Here is a 17949-nt window from a genome sequence, read left to right as displayed (position 1 = left end):
AGGTGGGAGCTGGCTTGCCTGCGATAGCGATCTCAGCCCTGCCACTTACCACCCTCAACAATCACACTCTCAGGCTTGGTGTCATCGCTCAGTTCTTTTCGCACATATTGGTCATAAAGCTTGAGCAGAAACTTCTCCTCGCCCAGCTTCGCAAGCTCGGCATTCACCCAGTCGCGCAACTCGGTATTGCCCTTCTTCACCGCCGGGGCAATCGGGGCTTCATCACCCAGTTTTTCTTCCAGCACGCGGTAGCCAGGGTTCTGCTTGGCCCAGCTGAACAGCACCAGGTTGTCTTGCGCATAGGCATCCCCACGGCCAGCCGACAGCGCCTGCAGCGACTCGGAGTTCTTCTCGAACTTGAGCAGCTTCCAGTCCGGATGGTTCTTGGTCAGCCAGATATCAGCCGTGGTGCCGGTGGTGACGATGGTCGTGCGAGTGGCCAGGTCATCCAGGCTTTTGACGGCGCTGTCATTCGGCACCAGAGCCTGCACCGCGACTTTCAGGTTGGGGTTGGTGAAGTCCACCGCTTCCTTGCGTTCAGGCGTCACGGTCATGTTGGCGAGAATCAGGTCGACCTTGTCGCTTTGCAGGAAGGGAATGCGGCTGGCCGGTTCCACGGCGACAAACTCCACCTTGTTTTCATCGCCCAGCAGGTCCTTGGCGAATTGCCGGCCGATGTCGGTATCGAAGCCGACATAACGACCCGCTTCGTCCACAAAACCGAATGGCGGCTTGTCGGTAAACACGCCGACAATCAGCTTGTCCCGCGCTTTGATTTTGTCGATGTAGCTCACAGCCGCGGGTTTTACCGGCTCTTCGGCCTTTTTATCGCAGCCGGCCAGCAAGGCGACGGCAAACAGTGGCAGCAGTAACTTTTTCATATCAGCTCCAGTTCCTTGATCTTTTTGGGCAGTGTTGAAACAAAGGAGAACTTCTCCAGGAACTGCTGCGCGCGTGCGGTCTGCGGGTTCGTAAAGAATGCCTCGGGGGTGTTGTGTTCGAGGATGCGACCGGCCTCCATGAACACCACACGGTCGGCGACGGCGCGGGCGAAGGCCATTTCGTGGGTAACGATCAGCAGGGTCATGCCATCGCGGGCCAGGTCCTGGATCACTTCCAGCACTTCCTTGACCATCTCCGGGTCGAGGGCCGCGGTGACTTCGTCAAACAGCATGACCTGGGGGTTCATGCACAACGAGCGGACGATGGCGATGCGTTGTTGCTGGCCACCGGAAAGCTGGCGTGGGAAGGCGTCGCGCTTGTCGGCAAGGCCCACGCGCTCCAGCAATTTTTCCGCCTGCTCACGAGCCTCGCGGGGGTCGCGCTTTTGCACTTTGAGCGGGCCGAGCAGGATGTTGTCGAGCACGCTCATGTGCGGGAACAGGTGGTAGCTCTGGAACACCATGCCAATGTCCTGGCGTACCTGGCGCCAGTCGGTGGTTTTATCCAGCAGCTCTTTACCGGCGAACCGCAGACTGCCGCTGTGTGCCACTTCCAACCCGTTCAAACAACGCAGCAAAGTGCTTTTGCCACAGCCGCTGGGGCCGAGGATCACCACCACTTCGCCGCGTTGCACGCTCAGGTCGATGCCCTTGAGCACCTGCGCCTCGCCGAAGAATTTGTTGAAACCCTGAAACTCGATCAATGCGCTCATGCTTGGGCCCAGCGCCGTTCCAGCACCTTGGAGGCGGCTGACAACGGGTAGCAGATAAAGAAGAAAAACAGAAACAGCGCGCCGTAGATCAATACCGACTCATAGGTACGCTCGATGATTTGCTGGCCGACCTTGATCACATCCACCACGCCGATCAGCACCGCCAGGGAGCTGGTCTTGATGATGCGCGTGTACACATTGATGGTCGGCGGCGTCATGCGCTTGAGGGCCTGGGGCAGCAGTACATAGCCGTACAACTGCGGGCCGGACAGGCCAATCGACAAGCCCGCTTCGCGCTGGCCACGGGGCAGCGAATGCAACGCGCCACGCACCACTTCGCCCACCTCGCTGGCGCCCCACAACGACAGCACCAGCACCGCGCACCAGAAACTGGGGATGCTCAGACCGAAGAAGATCGGCACGCCAAAAAACAGCAGGTACAACCACACCAGCACCGGAATGGCGCGAAACAGCTCCAGGTAGACCCGCAGCACGCCGTTGATCGCCTTGTTATTCAAGGTGCGCAGCACGCCGTAGAGCACGCCGCCAACCGTACTGAAGGCGATGCTCAAAAACGAAATCGACAGGGTTTGCGCAGCGCCCTTGCCCAGTTGCGGCAACGACACCCACAACAACTCAAGACCCGAACTGGCCATGCTGGAGCCTCCTTTCCAGGCGGCTGAGCAACAGCGACAACGGCAGGAACAACAGCACGCAAATCAGCGTCAGCACAGCGAGCATTTCGTAGGTTTTGTAGTAGAGGGCGATGTAGCTCTTAGTGGTGTAGAGAATTTCCGGCACCGCCACCGCCGACACCACGGTGGTTTCCTTGAGCAGAAAAATGAAATTGGCGAACAACGCCGGCAGGCTGAGGATACCGGCCTGGGGCAGGATCACGTGGCGCAGCAGTTGCCAGTCGGACAGGCCAATGGACTTGCCCGACTCGATTTGCGCCAGCGGCACCGCTTCCACACCGGCGCGCAGTACTTCGGTGAGGTAGGCGCCGCCCAGAAAGGTCATGGTGATGATCGCCGCCCAGAACCCGGAAATATTGAAACCCAGGGCCGGTAGCGCGAAATAGACGAAGAACAGTTGGATCAACAACGGCGTGTTACGCGCCAGCTCCACATAGAGCGCCACCAGGCGCGACAGGTAAGGCGTGCGAAACACCAGCAGCGCAGCGTTGATCAGCGCCACCAGCAAGGACGTGGCAATGGCGATCAGGCCGACTTGCAGCGTGACACCCACGGCCTTGAGAAACGCCGGCAGCGTGCTGAGGATAAAAGCGAAATCGAAGGTCATGTGCAGTCCATATCGCCGCATGGGTAATGCCGCTAGCGCAGTCCGTTCCGACGTGGATAACGTCGGGTAGCGCAAACTTTAAAGGTATAAAAATCAAATTTTAAATACCTAGATAGCATATTCATATCACCAAAAAACTTACCTCTGTGGGAGCTGGCTTGCCTGTATTTCAGATAAAAAAACGCCGACGCTGTAGTAGCCGTCGGCGTTGAAACCTTGAAGGGGGTTTTGGCTTACATCAGAACGCTGGCACCACCGCGCCGTTGTACTTCTTCTCGATGAAAGCTTTGACTTCCGGGCTGGTCAGGGCCTTGGCCAACTTCTGGATAGCATCGCTGTCCTTGTTGTCCGGGCGGGCCACCAGGAAGTTTACGTAAGGTGATTTGGCGTCTTCGATGATCAGCGCGTCCTTGGCCGGGTTCAGGCCAGCTTCCAGGGCGTAGTTGGTGTTGATCACATCCAGGTCAACCTGATCCAGCACGCGTGGCAGCAGCGCCGATTCCAGCTCTTTGAATTTGAGGTTTTTCGGGTTGTCCTTGATGTCCTTTGGCGTGGACAAGGCGTTGGTCGGGTCTTTCAGGGTGATCAGACCGTTCTTCTGCAGCAGCAACAGGGCGCGGCCGCTGTTGGAGCCTTCGTTCGGAATGGCCACGGTGGCGCCATCTTTGAGCTCAGAGATATTTTTGATTTTTTTCGAGTAACCACCGATGGGTTCGACGTGCACGCCCACAACGGTGACCAGGTTGGTGCCCTTGCCCTTGTTGAAGTTTTCCAGGTACGGCAGGGTCTGGAAGTAGTTGGCGTCCAGGCGTTTCTCAGCGACTTGCACGTTCGGCTGTACGTAGTCGGTAAAGACTTTGATCTGCAGGTCCACACCTTCCTTGGCCAGGGTCGGCTTGATCAGCTCGAGGATTTCGGCGTGGGGAATTGGCGTAGCAGCCACCACCAGTTTCTCATTGGCCTGGGCAAAGCCAGCAGTCAGGGCAGCCGCCAGAGCGGTAAACAACAGAACCTTTTTCATGCAATGTCCTTCTAACGACCGTTTTTATGTGAGGTGCCAGCGAAGTGCTATCGCGGCGTGGAAAGGACAATACCTAGATTTTTTATTCCCGAACAATATCTTTTATTCACGTTGATATTCCATTTTGCTCATACAGGAATTTACGCACCGATTCCTGCTCGGCCGGGCTGGCGCTGGCCAAAATTCGTCGCACTTGCTCCAGTGGTGTGCCTGCCGTCGGTAGGTTCAAATGCTCGGGCAAGATTTCATCGCCACTACTCACCAGCAAGGCAAAGTGAATGACGTTTTCCAGTTCGCGGGTATTACCCGGCCACGTGTGGTGTTCCAGCACCTGCTGGGCGGCGTCGCTGATCAGTGGCACCGGCAGGTCCAGGCGCTGGCTGTAGATGCCGAGGAAATATTCGGCCAGGGACAAGATATCCCCCACCCGCTCTCGCAACGCCGGCAGGTCCAACCGGCCCTCACTCAAATAATGGAACAGACGCTCATGAAACTTGCCCACGGCCACGGCCTGGGCCAGGTCGATGCTGGTAGCGGCCACAAGGCGTACATCGACCGGGCTCGGCTGTTGGGCACCAACACGGGTGACTTCATGGTTTTCCAAAGCCGCGAGCAATTTCACCTGGATCGGCAGCGGCAAGTCGCCGATCTCATCCAGGTACAAGGTGCCGCCATTGGCCGAGCCGAACCAACCCGCCCGGCTGCTCGCCGCGCCACTGTGACTGCCGGCGGCATAGCCAAACAACTCGGCATCGGCATAGGTGGGGCTGATGGCGCCACAGTTGACCGAGACAAACAGGCCAGTACGGTCACTGCCACGGTGGATATGCCGTGCCAGCAGTTCTTTACCGCTACCGGTCTCGCCGCGGATCAGCACAGGCAAGGCACGTGGTGCGAGGCTTTCCAGCTCTTCGCGCAGTTGGCGTGAGCGTGGGTCGACAAACACCAGAGCTTTGGCGCGAATACTCAGTGGACTCTTTTCCGCGTCCGGGAAGGTCAGCAATGGCTGGCCGAAGGTTTCATGCAGACTCATGGCAGGCTCCCGCCCCAATCCACTCAGGGACGGGGCGTTGAAAAAATATTAGGCGCTGCGCCGAGCGTGGTGCTCGAGGCGATGTTGCAGGCGATAGAGGTAAGCAAACCCTTGCTCCCAGCGCCGGTGGCCGGACTTCACATTGATATGCCCCGCGCCCGACAAGATGCCGGCTTCGGCGCCCCACTGACGCGCCAGTTCCAGAGCCCTGGGGGCGCTTACGGCACTGTCGTTGTCGGAGCTGACCACCTGGCTGGGAAATGGCAGCAGGTCAGTTGGAATAGGGGCAAAATTGCGCAGTGCAGGGGCACACGCAGGGCGTTCGACATCCGCCGGTGCCACCAGCAACGCGCCGCGTACCTGCCGCAAGAAGTGCACGGGGGCAGTGGCGGCCCAATGGGTGACGGTGATGCAACCCAGGCTATGCGCGATCAGGATGACCGGCGTGCTGTCGGCAGCGATGGCCTCGGCCAGTGCGGCGACCCAATCCTCGCGACGCGGCGTCAGCCAATCGGCCTGTTCCACCCGTGCGCTGTTGGGCAAGCTCTTCTGCCAATGGGTTTGCCAATGATCTTCTGGCGATCCTTGCCAGCCCGGCACGATCAGATAACGAATCGACTCGCTGTGCATGGGTGTGCCCTCCTGCCGCGTTTAACGTTGCTGGTCAGTATAGGGTGAGGTTCACACGCCAATAAGGAATAAAAAAGAATTTATTAATAACCAAAAGGAATTTGCGCCTTTTTCAGAACTTGCTTTTACCAAGCCCTTCATTAAAACCGGCCATTGCGCCTCTGCCACCGCGGCGCAATGACCGAGCCAACCTCAGCGAGAATGATGCATAGAGTGTTCCGAGCCGATAGCAACTCCGAACTTATGGTTCATCGCCATATAATAATCACGCACTTGTGTAAGTTTTTCCGCATATGCTTGCGGAAGTAAAATACGCGCATTCAACAGATCCGTCAGTTCCTCAACTTCTGAAAAAAATCCATACTCTTTTTGCGCCAATACATCACCAAACATTCTCGGCCCAGTGATCTCGAAAATTTTCTTTTCATACTCGTTATAAATTTGCCGCTCTGCGGCTGTCGAATTTTCCTTCAGAAAGGGACGATTAGCGTTCAGCCATTCTTCGTTTGCCTTGAATCGCTCATACGCTGTCTCCAGAATCTCGTCAAATACAGGGTTGTCTGGATGGCTGGCAAAATTACTGGTGTTGAAGCCATTGAAGTTCGTAGGTTCGTAAGTAACCGGCACGTTCATCAAGATATCATTAGGCGTGGCTTTCAATGTGACCTCGCCCACATTAAAGGTCAGTGCATCATCCGTATCCAGATAGATACCGCCGTACTTTTTCATTAGCACCGCGCGCATGACGTCCGATGACGCCGCTAAATTCTGCCCACGCCCTGAACGGAAAAACTGATACATCTCGCCGTATTGACCTGCATTCAGAGCCTGAAAACTTTCATCGGCCTTTAAATCATGTACTTCAAGCCCGCCCACTTTATGATCCAACGCTGAATGTATTTTCTGAAAAGTATCCGCGTCATTGGCATCAACGTGAACAATCGATTTATACCCGGGGCTTTTCCGGGAATTTTCCATAATATTATTGAGTAGATTTTCCGGCATTTCATTGCCGGCCCAGAAATAGTGGATCACTTTCGGCACCTCTGTAGCGCCGGACGGCAGTACCGGCATCCTCGGTAGTTTCAGTACTTTGGTTGTCATCGAAGCCGGCGCATTTTTACTGGCCTCAATCGCTTCGGCTTGAGTGCCACCCAGCCACCGTCCTTGACCTTTGCGCCAATAAAAGATGTCGTTCACCTGACCATTGGCCTGGAGCCCGCGCCAAAGACCCGCTTCGACGTCATACGTAACTTTGGTACCGTATTGACCGACATAAACCATATAGTCTTTCCCGATCATGCGCCTCACGTCATCCATGGGAACCCTGACCTCCTCAAGAATCACTGGAGGTGAGACGGGCCCCATCGGGTATCCGATATGCCCATTGACACGTTGTGGTGGCCTGAAGAATGGGCGCGCTTGTTCAGTCACTTGAGCAGGTGTGCGGGTTGCAGCATCAACCCCTGCTGCAACGCCACCGCCGGACACCCTCTCTGTCAGCGCTTTCGCCAGTGGTGCCCCCGCGTGAGTGGCCAACGGCGGTACGGCGTTCAACACGCCAAACACAATGCGGTCGGAAGCCGTTGCTTTTCCCTGGACGGCATCATCAATACCGATACCTGTCTCGGCAGCCCCGGCGGCCAGGAAGAAAACATCCAGCCCTATAGCGACTTCGGGCATCACCAGCGCCAGGGGCGTCATGAACATGGCGACCTTGGTAGCCTCTTCCACGACATGCAGCACCTGGTTCTTGGTGTAGTCCCCGTCACTGACAATCGCATTGTCAGCGTCCGAATAGGACCGTGCTTTTTGCCGAACCTTGACCGCTTCGAAAGGATCGCCGTGCAACTGCTCAACAGCGATGAAACGATCCGGCACCCAACCGTTGAGGCTCGCAAGGAAAGCATTGCCTGATGCCTGCGCATCGGACCAGTTTCCCATCCCTTGCAGGGTCTGACGTACGCCGTCTGAAAACGTTCTGTCAGCTTGATCCTTGAGGGAAAAGTGCGTCAACAAGGACGCGCGCTTTACGGGGTCCGAGGCTTGCCCGGCCAGCCACGTTGTCATTTGCTGCGGATTATCGAAGCGATGTATTGGCGAGGAGTTGCCAGGGATGTAAAGCAACGTCAACTGGGTTTTCCGATCGGTCACACACATCAAGTCGGTCGACTCAAACCCATTGATGCTCAGCAGGCCGATGTTCAGATCCGGGTCCTTTACGGCAGGCCCTTCAAAATCCTGGACCGTCAGCTTGGACCAATCCTTTTGCGCAACAGGCCCCAACGCCCGCTGGGCGAGTGCCGTCTCGGCAGGGCCAAGGCTCCCTTCCAGGCGCTGCAGATTGATGGCTTTGACAAACGAGATTTTACTCAATGCCGTATAAGATTCGCTGTGCTTGTCCCAAAACCCATCAAGGGTTTTCTTATACAGTTGGGTCCGGTCTGTATCCCAGACTAATGCCTTGAAGTCATCCACCGGTATGGAAACGCGGGTGTCGGCGTTATAGGGGGCATCGCCCGGCGCACTGGGCTCCCTATAAATACCTTGTCGAGTGTTTGCTTCCTGCACCCAACCGTCAATCTGGTTGTAAATATATATCGCTGGCGAAAAGTACTTGCCAATCTTTACAAACCAGCTTTCATCTTTCTTAATTGTTACATCTTGCCTGTTTTTCAATGCCGCTTGTGTCAGGGTGATTTTTTCTACCACCTCTTTTTCATCCTCACTGTCATCTTTAAATGTCACCAGATAGGTTTTATCCGGATCAACATCCACACCCCATTGCTGCTTTATCTTTGCAGATAAAATACTGGAAATTTCGTTTTCGGGCGTTACAAAGTCGGCGGTTTGCTTACTGATATAAGATTCTAAACGAGCGTTTTTCTTCAATGACGAGTTGCTCCCGCCTCCTGGTATAGGTAGTGCTTCAGCACCCTGCAGTAAACTCTGTTTTCTCTTATAGTCAGCCAGCGTGGGCAAGATACAGGCAGATGGATGTCGCAGGCCGGCCATACGATTGTTCGAAGATGCCATTACCGCAGGCTTTTCTTCAGGCTTTTCAACCGTTAAATGGGGATTAACGAACGTATTCACGACTTGGACAGGAACGCGTATAGACATGCAATTACTCCATTAATTAAATCACTCTATGCGCTGACCAGAATAAGCATGCGGCCGAGAATTGCACGCTCGGAAACATGTAAATTCTTTTCCTGTGCAACATCTGTAAACATGTAATGCTTAAATAAAAAAAGGCCGCACCCTGCCAAGGAAAGCGGCCCAAAAACTGTCGAGACTTTTTGAAACTAACGTGCAGTGATCACCGACAACTTGGTTATGCCCGCACGCTCAATCGACGCCATGGCTCGTGCCACTTCGCCGTAGTTCACTCCATCGTCAGCCTGCAGTTGCACCCGCACATCGGGGTCCTTGGCCTTCGCCGACTGCAGGTTGAACTCCAGCAGATCCGGCTGGATTTCGTCCTTGTTGATAAACAATTTGCCGGCGCCATCAATGCTCACCACCAGCGGGTCCTTTTGCTCAACCGGCGCCACGGCCTGGGTCTTGGGCAGGTTGATCGGGATCGAGTTGGTCAACAGCGGCGCGGTGACGATAAACACCACCAGCAGCACCAGCATCACGTCCACCAGCGGCGTGACGTTGATCTCGCTCAGCACCTCATCACTGTCTTGCGTGGAGAAGGCCATGTCAGGACGCCTCCTTCACTTTCTGCGGGCTGCCGACGCCGGCCTTGATCAGCGCTGGGTGCAACAGCACGCGGAACGCGTTTTTCTGCGCCAGGCTGTAGAAGTCGTGGGCAAAGTCTTCCAGGTCTGCCGCCGTCAGCTTCAGGCGGCGCAAAAAGTAGTTGTAGACCAGCACCGCAGGCACCGCGACGGCGATCCCCACGCCGGTCGCCACCAGTGCCGCGCCGATGGGCCCCGCCACGGTTTCCAGGCTGGCGGACCCGGCAGCACTGATCCCCTTCAGCGCTTCCATGATCCCCCACACGGTGCCAAACAGGCCGATAAACGGCGAGGTGCTGCCGATACTCGCGACCACAGCCAGACCGGTTTCCAGGGAGCGGCGCTCACGCACGATTTGCTGGCGCAGGGCGCGTTCGAGGCGGTCCTGGTGATTGATCGCCTGGCTCAAATCCGCAGCGTGGGTGGTATCGCCCACCTGGATCGCGGCATAGCCGGCCTGGGCTACACGGGCGGCGGCGCCAGGCTGGGTTTCGGCGAGTTCTGCGGCCGAGTCGAGGCTCGATGCCGCCCAGAACTGTTTGTGAAACTTGCGATCCTGGGCCTTGAGGCGACCGAACTGCACGCCCTTGAGCAAGGCCAGGCCCCAGGTGGCGACCGAAAAGGCCACCAGCAGCCAGATCACCGCGCTTTCGATGGATTCAAGTGGAGATGCCAATGCCATGATGTTTTCCCTCTGCGTCGCTGAATAATTAATGAATCTTGAAATCGATGGGCACGCTCACCCAGCCGTTCTGGGCCACATCGCCCTGTTTGGCAGGCACGAAACTCCAGCGCTTCACCGCCGCCAATGCCGCGTCATCCAACTGCTGGCGACCACTGCTTTTTTGCACCTGGATCTCACCCGGTTTACCGCTGGCCAGCACCTGCACCCGCAGCAACACCGTGCCTTCCCAACCGCGACGCTGAGCCAGTGACGGGTATTCCGGCGCCGGGTTTTTCAGGTACGCGGCGTTGGCCGAAGCAGGCGTCACCGGCGCTGGCGCCGCAGGTGCGGGCGGTGCAGGTGGCGCTGGCGTCGGTGGTGCAGGTGGCTGCTCGACGGCCTTGGGGGCCGGCTTGGGCTCAGGTTTAGGCACGGGCTTGGGCTTGGGTTTCGCAATGGGTTTGGGCGGCGCCGGCTTGGCCGCCAACTCATCCACCAGCGGCGGCGGGGGCTCGACCACAGGCGGAGGCGGTGGTGGTGTTATAGGCGGTGGCGGCTCAACCACCGGCGGCGCCGGCTGGGAAAATTCGATGGTCATCGGTGGAATTTCCGGCGGCACAATCGGCAGCACCGGCGTGGGTTTCTGGCTCACCCAATAGATCACTGCACCGTGCAGCGCCAACACCAGCAACCCGAGCAAAACCCCTTCGCGGCGGCTGGAAAAACGCTTCGGGGTCTTCTGCAGGCGCAATTGACCCAACGGCGCGCGATGCGGCCGGCCAAGGTCGACCAGCTCACCACTCGGTGCCTGACGCCACTGCGCCTCAGGTGCACTGGCGGCGGCCTGGACTTTGCCCATTGATTCACTCCCTGCGGTTTTGAAAAACCGACGGGCCAGCGTGAAGGCCCGTCGAGGGCTGAATCATCGGTGCCAGACATTTATCTCTTAAAGTAATCTTTAAAGTTATATATAGAACAAAAACGCATAAACAAAACAGCCGATTACGCCAAAGCCACGGGGTCCGTGGCCTGGCTTCAAGCCGTTGTTTTTCAATGCCTTAAAGGCATACAAAATATTCGGCAAAGGTATGGGCTCAGTGCGGGTTTCCACTGCACAACGCCAGCAATTCACCCAGCAAACTCTGGCCCGCTGCGCCCAAACCACTGCGGCCATACAGGGCCAACCGCACGCCATGAACAGGTGGCAAGCCACTCTCTGGGCCGAGTATGCGATGGCCCGGTTGCAATACCCGTTCTGGCAATAAACTGATGCCCAAGCCTGCCGCCACCGCCGAGCACACACTGGCCAGGCTGGCGCTGGAATAGCCGATGCGCCAACGCCAGCCGGCCCGTTCCAGATGATGCAGCATGTCGTTGCGATACAGGCCGCCCACGGGGAAAGCCACCAGCGGCAGCGGGTCGCGGCCCAGCGCCGGCGTGCTCAGGCTGTCGATCCAATACAAGGGCTCCGGCCACGACGCCACACAGTCGTCGCTGTCGCCCATCTGCTTGACCAGCAACACATCGAACTCACCGCCCCGGTACTGGCGCTGCAATTCGGGGCCCAGACCGCTGGTGACCTCCAGACGCACCCGTGGATAGGCCACCACAAACGCCGATAGCAGCGGCATCAGGCGCTCGGCGGCGAAATCCTCCGGCACGCCGAGGCGCAACACACCGTCGCTTTGCTGGTTGATCAGCACGTCGGCGGCTTCTTCGTGCAACGCGAGAATACGGCGCGCATACGCGAGCAGACGCTCACCCTCGGCGGTGGCCACTACCCGGCGCTGATCGCGGTCCAATAACTGACAGGCCACTGCGTCTTCCAGACGGCGGATCTGCTGGCTGACGGTGGATTGAGTCAAATGCAGGCGCTCGGCCGCCCGGGTGAAATTGCCGCAGTCCACCACGGCGACAAAGCTGCGCAACAACACGGGATCGAACAACGTCATCACCATTTCGTTTGCCACTGATTGGCATGTTTATATTTAATTTCAGCATACCTTGCTGGCTGACCATACTTCACCTTTCATCGCACCCCGGGGCCTTGTATGACCAACGATCAACCACACCTGCAACGCGCTATCGCCTTGGCCCGCGCCAACGTCGCCCAAGGTGGCCGCCCCTTCGGTGCGGTGCTGACGCGCAACGATGAGATGTTGGTGGAGGCCGTGAATGAGATCCACCTGACCCAGGACCCCACCGCCCACGCCGAGCTGCTGGCAATTCGCGCAGCGAGCCGGCAGTTGGGTGCACGCCTGGAAGGGTGCGTGATCTACGCCAGCGGCCAGCCTTGCCCGATGTGCCTGAGCGCCTTGTACCTGTGCGGCGTCGAGCGCGTAGTGTTTGCCGCCAGCAACGAAATGGCCGAGCCGTTCGGCCTGTCGACCGCAGCCATCAGCCAACAGGTTGGCTTGCCCATCGACGCGCAACGCCTGCCCATTCAGCACCTGCCCGATGCCGCTATGACTGCGCTGTATCACCAGTGGAAAACCCTGCATGACCCTGAATAAATCCCTCGCCGGCTGGGGCCTGCTGGTGGTGCTCGGCCTGAACCTGCGCCCCATCCTCAGTTCCATCAGCCCATTGCTCGGCGAGATTCGCCAGGCCACCGGCCTGAGCTTTCAGAGCAGCGCCCTGCTCACCAGCCTGCCGGTGATCTGCATGGGGTTGGTGGCACTGGTCGGCGTGCGCGTGGAGGCGCGCTTGGGCGAGCGTCGCGGTATCGCCCTGGGCTTGTTGATGATTCTGCTGGCGTGCCTGGCGCGCTGGTTGATGGGCCAGGCTTCGGCACTGCTGGTTACCGCGCTGCTTGGCGGTGCGGGTGTGGCGCTGATCCAGGCGCTGGTGCCGGCGATGATCAAGCGTGAATTCCATCACCGTGTGCCGGTGGCGATGGGCGTGTATTCGGCCTCGCTGATGGCCGGTGGCGGCCTGGCGGCGCTGCTCAGTCCGGTGGTAGCCACGCATTTCCAGCAATGGCAGGCAGGCCTGGGCGTGTGGCTCTTGCCGGCGCTGGGGGCATTGCTGCTGTGGGCCTGGCTGCCGCTGGGCGCCGCACGCAATCCACAGCAGGTACCTGCGTTCAAAGGGTTGCGCAACCGCCGCGCCTGGCTGCTGGCGCTGTATTTCGGCCTGGTCAATTGCGGCTACATGAGCATGGTCGCGTGGCTGCCGGCCTACTATCAGCAACTGGGCTGGGGCGTGCTGCCCAGCGGGTCGTTGCTGGCATTCATGACGATTTTTCAGGTGGCGGCCGCCCTACTGATGCCGGTGCTGGCGCAACGCGGTATCGACCGCCGCCCATTGCTCAGCATCAGCCTACTGGCGCAAACCATCGGCTACCTCGGCCTGATCATTGCGCCGCAGGAATATCCCCACCTGTGGGTGGCCTTGTGCGGCTTCGGGTTAGGGGCGTGCTTTGCCCTGAGCCTGCTGCTGACTCTCGACCACCATCGCGACCCACGCCAAGCGGGGCAACTGGCGGCGTTCGTGCAAGGCGTGGGCTTTTTGATCAATGCGGTTTCGCCGTGGCTGACCGGCTGGCTGCGCGAGCTTACCGGCAACTTTGTCAGTGCCTGGGTGGTGCTGACGGTGACGGTGGTGGCGATGCTGCTGGTGACGCGGGTGTTCAGCCCGGCCACCTATCGCACCGACCTAGAAGTCGTAGCGCCCAGTCACGCCTAGGGTGCGCGGCGTGCCCAGCAGGCCCTCGTAACCGCCGTTACCACCGGTCCACAGGGTGGTGTAGTAGGTTTTGTCGAAGGCGTTTTTCAGCCACAGCGACACATCCCACTGCCCCTGGTCATAGTCGCCGCGCAAACCGGTAGACAGGTTGACCACCGCATACGCCGGGATCTGCCCGTAGTCGGAATCTTCCACGGTGCCCACCGCCTTGGAACGGAACGCGTAGCTGGCGGTGACGTAGGGTTCGAAGCCGTTCGCCAGGTTCCACTTGTACTCGCCGTTGGCGTTGGCAATCCACTTGGACGCGCCCACCACCTGGTGGCCGCTCAAGTCGCAGGACGCCGGCGCACCTGAACGTAGGCTGGTTTCCGGCGGGCATGGCGCATCCTTGTAAGACAGGTACGTCACGTCATTGAAGGAGCCGTTGATGTTCAGGGTCAGGCCCTTGATCGGCACCAGGGTGCTTTCCACTTCCACGCCCCGCGAGCGCACCGAGCCGGCGTTGGTCAGGTACTGCACGCGGTTGTCCTGGTCGTAGGCGTTGGTCTGGTAGCCGTTGACCTGCGTCCAGAACAGGTTGGCATTGAGTTGCAGGCGGCGGTCCCACAGCGTGCTCTTGAAGCCCAGCTCGGCGTTGTTGGCGCGCTCGGTGCCGATCAGCAATGAGTCGGCTCCGGCTGTCGGCGCAGACCCCACCGCCAGGTTCACACCGCCGGACTTCTCGCCATGGGACAGCGTCGCGTAGCCCAGCAGGTTTTCATTGAAGTGATAACTGAGGTTGAGCAGCCCCGACGGCGTGGCGCTGTATTGCGACAGGTCGCCCGAGTCATAGGCCCCGGTACGCCCACGCCGCGCCATGGCGGCGGCCCCGCTGACCGCCGCGCCACCGACGGGCGCACTGCGCGTGACCCAGGCGCTTTTCTCTTCGTAGGTGCCGCGCACACCGGCGGTGAAATCCAGGCGCTCGGTCAGGTGCCAGGTGCCTTGGGCGAACAGCGCGAAACTGTCGGTGCGGATATGCCCGTTGCCCACACTGCTCACGTTGCTCAACGCACCGGCGGGCGTGCCGTTCCAGATATCGGCCTTGGGCCCGTAGTAGGCAAAGGATTTGTTATCCAGGTCGGAGCCGAAGTAGTAGGCGCCGAGCACGTAATCGAAGAAACCACCGCTGGGCGACGCCAGGCGAAATTCCTGGGACCACTGCTTATCTTCCACCGAAACCCCGGCGTTATACGACGCCGGTACGTTGAGGCCGTCATCGTTGCGCGGGGTGAAATTCCACCAGCGGTAAGCACTCACCGAGGTCAGGGTGAAGTCGCTGGGCAGCGTCCAATTGGCTTCCAGCGACGTACCGCCCTGGAACACCGTGACGTGCTGGTCGTTGTCCAGGTTGACCTTGCGATGGGTGCCGTCCACCAGGGTGGCGCCTGCCGCGTTGGCCCGGGATTGATACAGGTTGGTGCCATTGATGGTCGGCCCGGTGCTGTACAGCACGCGGGTGCCGGCGCTGGAGTCTTCTTCGTTGTAGTCGCCGATCCAGCGCAGGTTGAAGGCCTCGCTGGGCTTGTACAGCAGTTGCCCGCGAAAGCCCTGGCGTGAACCGCCGTTCAGATCATGCCCGTCGTGTTCATTCTTGATGTCGCCGTCGCTGCGGGTGCGATAGGCCGAGAAACGCCCTGCCAGGTCATCGGTCAGGGGGCCGGAAATCGTACCCTTGGTCTGGAAATAACCGTCCTCGCCCAGGGAGGTTTCGATGCTGCGCTCCGGGGTAAAGCTCGGTGCGCGGGTGCTGATGTTGATGACCCCGGCAGTGGTGTTCTTGCCGAACAACGTGCCCTGAGGGCCGCGCAAAACTTCAAGCTGCTCAATGTCCATCAGGTCGAACACCGCCATGCCCGGGCGCCCGAGGTAGACGTTGTCGATATACAGCCCCACGCTGCCTTCCAGGCCATCGCTGGCCGGGTTGTTACCCAGGCCGCGGATCGACACGCTGGACTGGCGCGCATGCATATAGGCGACGTTGACGCTGGGCACCAGTTGCTGCAAATCCTGGATGCGGTACACCCGCTGGGTTTCCAGGGCCTGGCCACCGAGCACGCTCATGGGCGTCGGCACGGCCTGGGCACTTTCGGTACGCCGCCGGGCAGTGACCGTGACAGTTTCCAGTTGGCCACTGGCGCTTTCGCCCTTGCCGGCAGGCGCGGGTGTTTCAGCGGCCTGGGACGGTGACCAACTGCTGCTACCAGCCACTAGAACAGCCAGGGGCAAGGACTTGAACAAACTCATAAGCGGCTCCAAAACCCCGGAATACTCGTCGCCTCATATTCCTAAAGGTTATTTATTTATGTTTTTACGAACATTTACTGCATAAGAGATAGCCTTTATAAGGAGTCGACCTAATGCATAGCCAATGCATTTCCCGGATATTTTTGATGTGAAAAATGCATATCGACTTGCGCCAGCTTCGCCACTTCATCGCCCTTGCTGAACAACGCAGTTTTGTCGCGGCAGCCTTGGCCGTGAACCTGTCGCAGTCGGCGTTCAGTCGCAGCATCCAGGCCCTGGAACACAGCGCCGGCTGCCAACTGGTGGACCGCGGCCGCAAGGACCTGGCGCCCACCAAGCAAGGCCAGGTGCTGCTCGAACATGCACGGCGCCTGGTCAGCGGCGCACAACAACTGGCCAACGAGATCAGCCAGTTCAACGGCCTGGAAGCTGGCGAGCTGCGCTTCGGCTGCGGCCCGGCGCCGGCAGGTGGGTTAGTCCCGCGTGCCATCGGCAGTTTTATCGGGCGCTACCCCAAAGCCCGCGTGCAGTTCCAGGTGGATGACTGGCAAAGCCTGGGCAAGCGCCTGCTCAGCGAAGAGTTCGAATTCTTCGTCGCCGACACCCGCCACTTCGAAGCCAACCCCGACTACCACACCCACCGCCTGCGCCCGCGCCGTTGGCACTTCTGCTGCCGCGCCGGGCACCCCCTGGCCGCGCGCAACAGCGTCAGCGCCGCCGAGCTGATGAGCTACCCCCTGGCAGTGACCATCCGCCCGCCGAACCTGCGCAAAGTCATCGTCGACCTCAGCGGCCGGCCGGATTACCAGCCCAATGTGGAATGCGAAAACGGCTATAGCCTGATGGGCGTGGTACTGCGCTCGGACGCCATCGGCATCGTCAGCGCCAACAGCGACGTGCTGCACATGGCCCGCGGCGAACTGGTGTGTTTGCAGATTGAGGGATTGGACGAAAACCTGGAGGAGCGCTATACCCGCTACGGGGTCGTCAGCCGCGCAGGGTATCGGTTGTCGCCGCTGGCGCAGGCGATGATTGAGCAGATCAAGGAGATTGATGAGAGAGACGAGGATGCTTATGCGTTGGAAAATATTGCGGTCTGACTAAGCGGTGAACCGCGGCCCGCAACGTCAGTGAAGTCATCATTAGATAACAAAGATCACATACAAGAGGGTCTACCTTTTGACCCGCACGAGGAAGCGCGTTTGATGGACTGTATCTTTTGCAGCATTGCCCGCGGTACTGCACCCTCCCACCTCCTGTGGGAAGACCAGACCCACATGGCCTTTCTCTCCATATTTCCCAATACGCCGGGGTTCAGTGTGGTTACCCCCAAAACCCATCACGGCAGCTATGCGTTTGCCGAACCGGACGCCGTGCTGTGTGACTTGGTCATCGCAGCCAAGAAGACGGCGAAGCTTTTGGACAAAGCGCTAAAAGGTGTGGCTAGAACGGGCATGATTCTGGAGGGTTATGGCGTCGATCATCTGCACGCCAAATTATTCCCGATGCACGGGACCGGGGAAGATAGCGCCTTCAAAAAAATCAGTTCGACCCAGGACAAATATTTTGAGCGTTATGAAGGCTATGTCTCCTCCCATGACGCTGCCAGGGCAGATGATAAAGCGCTGGCAGGACTGGCCGTTCACATCAGGTCCTTCGCCGGGTAAGCCTGCTCCCCACAATTGGATCGCGGGTGTGCCAGGTAGATATGTATCTGCTGTCAGGCCGTCATCGCAGGCAAGCCAGCTCCCACAGGGAAATGCATTTCAACTGTGGGAGCTGGCTTGCCTGCGATGGCCATAGGTATCTACACAACTTCGGCACGACGCTAAATCTGTGGCGAGGGAGCTTGCTCCCGTGACGGCCTGGCAGCCGACACAGATATAACTGATGCCCTGCGATCCAATGTGGGAGCTGGCTTGC

General features: G+C 58.9%; 17 protein-coding genes. 4 read left to right on the top strand and 13 right to left on the bottom strand.

The genetic code is table 11. The annotated features are described in order from the left end of the window. Window positions 1–32: 32 nt before the first annotated feature. The 12 genes from GIV35_RS22530 to GIV35_RS22475 all read right to left on the bottom strand — a co-directional run bounded on the left by GIV35_RS22530 (window position 33) and on the right by GIV35_RS22475 (window position 11999). Window positions 33–881 carry a transporter substrate-binding domain-containing protein gene (locus tag GIV35_RS22530; RefSeq protein WP_003187618.1) on the bottom strand — a complete coding sequence of 283 codons (849 nt, stop codon included), beginning with the start codon at window positions 879–881 and terminating at the stop codon, window positions 33–35. After that, the gene (locus GIV35_RS22525) at window positions 878–1654 is read right to left on the bottom strand and encodes an amino acid ABC transporter ATP-binding protein (protein WP_034125472.1); all 777 of its coding nucleotides are present in this window, start codon (window positions 1652–1654) and stop codon (window positions 878–880) included. The genes GIV35_RS22530 and GIV35_RS22525 overlap by 4 nt, the downstream gene beginning before the upstream one ends. Continuing rightward, window positions 1651–2310, bottom strand: a complete 660-nt coding sequence (locus GIV35_RS22520; protein ID WP_034125471.1) for an amino acid ABC transporter permease — start codon at window positions 2308–2310, stop codon at window positions 1651–1653. The genes GIV35_RS22525 and GIV35_RS22520 overlap by 4 nt, the downstream gene beginning before the upstream one ends. Next, window positions 2291–2956: an amino acid ABC transporter permease gene (locus tag GIV35_RS22515; RefSeq protein ID WP_003187615.1), complete on the bottom strand. Its 666-nt coding sequence runs from the start codon at window positions 2954–2956 to the stop codon at window positions 2291–2293. Before GIV35_RS22515 ends, GIV35_RS22520 begins: the two co-directional genes overlap by 20 nt. A gap of 238 nt (window positions 2957–3194) precedes the next feature. Continuing rightward, window positions 3195–3977 (bottom strand): MetQ/NlpA family ABC transporter substrate-binding protein, encoded by a 783-nt coding sequence (locus tag GIV35_RS22510; RefSeq protein WP_198716285.1) that lies wholly within the window; start codon window positions 3975–3977, stop codon window positions 3195–3197. A gap of 106 nt (window positions 3978–4083) precedes the next feature. Beyond that, a complete protein-coding gene (locus tag GIV35_RS22505; protein ID WP_236264615.1) occupies window positions 4084–5010 on the bottom strand; it encodes a sigma 54-interacting transcriptional regulator in 927 nt (308 codons plus the stop codon). 48 nt (window positions 5011–5058) lie between these two features. Continuing rightward, on the bottom strand, window positions 5059–5640 hold the full coding sequence (locus tag GIV35_RS22500; protein WP_200648581.1) for an alpha/beta hydrolase: 582 nt from the start codon (window positions 5638–5640) through the stop codon (window positions 5059–5061). Between the two features lie 192 nt (window positions 5641–5832). Next, entirely contained in the window at window positions 5833–8763 is a 2931-nt protein-coding gene (locus tag GIV35_RS22495; RefSeq protein WP_236264616.1) for a glycosyltransferase family 32 protein, read from the bottom strand. A gap of 185 nt (window positions 8764–8948) precedes the next feature. Then, window positions 8949–9350 carry an ExbD/TolR family protein gene (locus GIV35_RS22490; RefSeq protein WP_005783751.1) on the bottom strand — a complete coding sequence of 134 codons (402 nt, stop codon included), beginning with the start codon at window positions 9348–9350 and terminating at the stop codon, window positions 8949–8951. Between the two features lies 1 nt (window position 9351). Then, window positions 9352–10074 carry a MotA/TolQ/ExbB proton channel family protein gene (locus GIV35_RS22485; RefSeq protein ID WP_200648615.1) on the bottom strand — a complete coding sequence of 241 codons (723 nt, stop codon included), beginning with the start codon at window positions 10072–10074 and terminating at the stop codon, window positions 9352–9354. Window positions 10075–10099: 25 nt separating this feature from the next. Next, complete coding sequence (locus tag GIV35_RS22480; RefSeq protein ID WP_223023515.1) at window positions 10100–10912, bottom strand: energy transducer TonB; 813 nt, start codon at window positions 10910–10912, stop codon at window positions 10100–10102. A 235-nt stretch (window positions 10913–11147) separates the two neighbouring features. Next, the gene (locus tag GIV35_RS22475; protein ID WP_198716302.1) at window positions 11148–11999 is read right to left on the bottom strand and encodes a LysR family transcriptional regulator; all 852 of its coding nucleotides are present in this window, start codon (window positions 11997–11999) and stop codon (window positions 11148–11150) included. 105 nt (window positions 12000–12104) lie between these two features. Here GIV35_RS22475 and GIV35_RS22470 point away from each other — a divergent pair, with 105 nt between their 5' ends. Together GIV35_RS22470 and GIV35_RS22465 are read left to right on the top strand one after the other, a co-directional pair. Next, window positions 12105–12566: a nucleoside deaminase gene (locus tag GIV35_RS22470; protein ID WP_200648578.1), complete on the top strand. Its 462-nt coding sequence runs from the start codon at window positions 12105–12107 to the stop codon at window positions 12564–12566. Then, window positions 12553–13740, top strand: coding sequence for a CynX/NimT family MFS transporter (locus tag GIV35_RS22465; RefSeq protein ID WP_200648577.1), 1188 nt, complete (start codon window positions 12553–12555; stop codon window positions 13738–13740). Before GIV35_RS22470 ends, GIV35_RS22465 begins: the two co-directional genes overlap by 14 nt. On the opposite strand, the gene GIV35_RS22460 is transcribed toward GIV35_RS22465, so the two are convergent. Next, window positions 13711–16026 carry a TonB-dependent receptor gene (locus GIV35_RS22460; protein WP_236264617.1) on the bottom strand — a complete coding sequence of 772 codons (2316 nt, stop codon included), beginning with the start codon at window positions 16024–16026 and terminating at the stop codon, window positions 13711–13713. The two genes, GIV35_RS22465 and GIV35_RS22460, sit on opposite strands and share 30 nt — an antisense overlap. A gap of 155 nt (window positions 16027–16181) precedes the next feature. On the opposite strand from GIV35_RS22460, the gene GIV35_RS22455 reads away from it, so the two are divergent. Both GIV35_RS22455 and GIV35_RS22450 read left to right on the top strand, forming a co-directional pair. Continuing rightward, a complete protein-coding gene (locus tag GIV35_RS22455) occupies window positions 16182–17126 on the top strand; it encodes a LysR family transcriptional regulator (protein WP_236264618.1) in 945 nt (314 codons plus the stop codon). A gap of 105 nt (window positions 17127–17231) precedes the next feature. Then, window positions 17232–17693: an HIT family protein gene (locus GIV35_RS22450; protein WP_236264619.1), complete on the top strand. Its 462-nt coding sequence runs from the start codon at window positions 17232–17234 to the stop codon at window positions 17691–17693. Window positions 17694–17949: the final 256 nt, after the last annotated feature.

Source organism: Pseudomonas sp. PA-1-6B (genome assembly GCF_021609545.1).
GTDB lineage: Bacteria > Pseudomonadota > Gammaproteobacteria > Pseudomonadales > Pseudomonadaceae > Aquipseudomonas > Aquipseudomonas fluorescens_BV.
The sequence above is the reverse complement of the archived record's forward strand: the minus strand, read 5'-3'. Positions and strand labels throughout refer to the sequence as shown.

Bases quoted from the DNA above. Each gene is read 5' to 3' on its own strand.
- GIV35_RS22460 (WP_236264617.1), bottom strand. From the start codon at position 16,026: ATGAGTTTGTTCAAGTCCTTGCCCCTGGCTGTTCTAGTGGCTGGTAGC.
- GIV35_RS22510 (WP_198716285.1), bottom strand. From the start codon at position 3,977: ATGAAAAAGGTTCTGTTGTTTACCGCTCTGGCGGCTGCCCTGACTGCT.
- GIV35_RS22450 (WP_236264619.1), top strand. From the start codon at position 17,232: ATGGACTGTATCTTTTGCAGCATTGCCCGCGGTACTGCACCCTCCCAC.
- GIV35_RS22525 (WP_034125472.1), bottom strand. From the start codon at position 1,654: ATGAGCGCATTGATCGAGTTTCAGGGTTTCAACAAATTCTTCGGCGAG.
- GIV35_RS22505 (WP_236264615.1), bottom strand. From the start codon at position 5,010: ATGAGTCTGCATGAAACCTTCGGCCAGCCATTGCTGACCTTCCCGGAC.
- GIV35_RS22515 (WP_003187615.1), bottom strand. From the start codon at position 2,956: ATGACCTTCGATTTCGCTTTTATCCTCAGCACGCTGCCGGCGTTTCTC.
- GIV35_RS22530 (WP_003187618.1), bottom strand. From the start codon at position 881: ATGAAAAAGTTACTGCTGCCACTGTTTGCCGTCGCCTTGCTGGCCGGC.
- GIV35_RS22520 (WP_034125471.1), bottom strand. From the start codon at position 2,310: ATGGCCAGTTCGGGTCTTGAGTTGTTGTGGGTGTCGTTGCCGCAACTG.
- GIV35_RS22465 (WP_200648577.1), top strand. From the start codon at position 12,553: ATGACCCTGAATAAATCCCTCGCCGGCTGGGGCCTGCTGGTGGTGCTC.
- GIV35_RS22495 (WP_236264616.1), bottom strand. From the start codon at position 8,763: ATGTCTATACGCGTTCCTGTCCAAGTCGTGAATACGTTCGTTAATCCC.
- GIV35_RS22490 (WP_005783751.1), bottom strand. From the start codon at position 9,350: ATGGCCTTCTCCACGCAAGACAGTGATGAGGTGCTGAGCGAGATCAAC.
- GIV35_RS22455 (WP_236264618.1), top strand. From the start codon at position 16,182: ATGCATATCGACTTGCGCCAGCTTCGCCACTTCATCGCCCTTGCTGAA.
- GIV35_RS22500 (WP_200648581.1), bottom strand. From the start codon at position 5,640: ATGCACAGCGAGTCGATTCGTTATCTGATCGTGCCGGGCTGGCAAGGA.
- GIV35_RS22480 (WP_223023515.1), bottom strand. From the start codon at position 10,912: ATGGGCAAAGTCCAGGCCGCCGCCAGTGCACCTGAGGCGCAGTGGCGT.
- GIV35_RS22470 (WP_200648578.1), top strand. From the start codon at position 12,105: ATGACCAACGATCAACCACACCTGCAACGCGCTATCGCCTTGGCCCGC.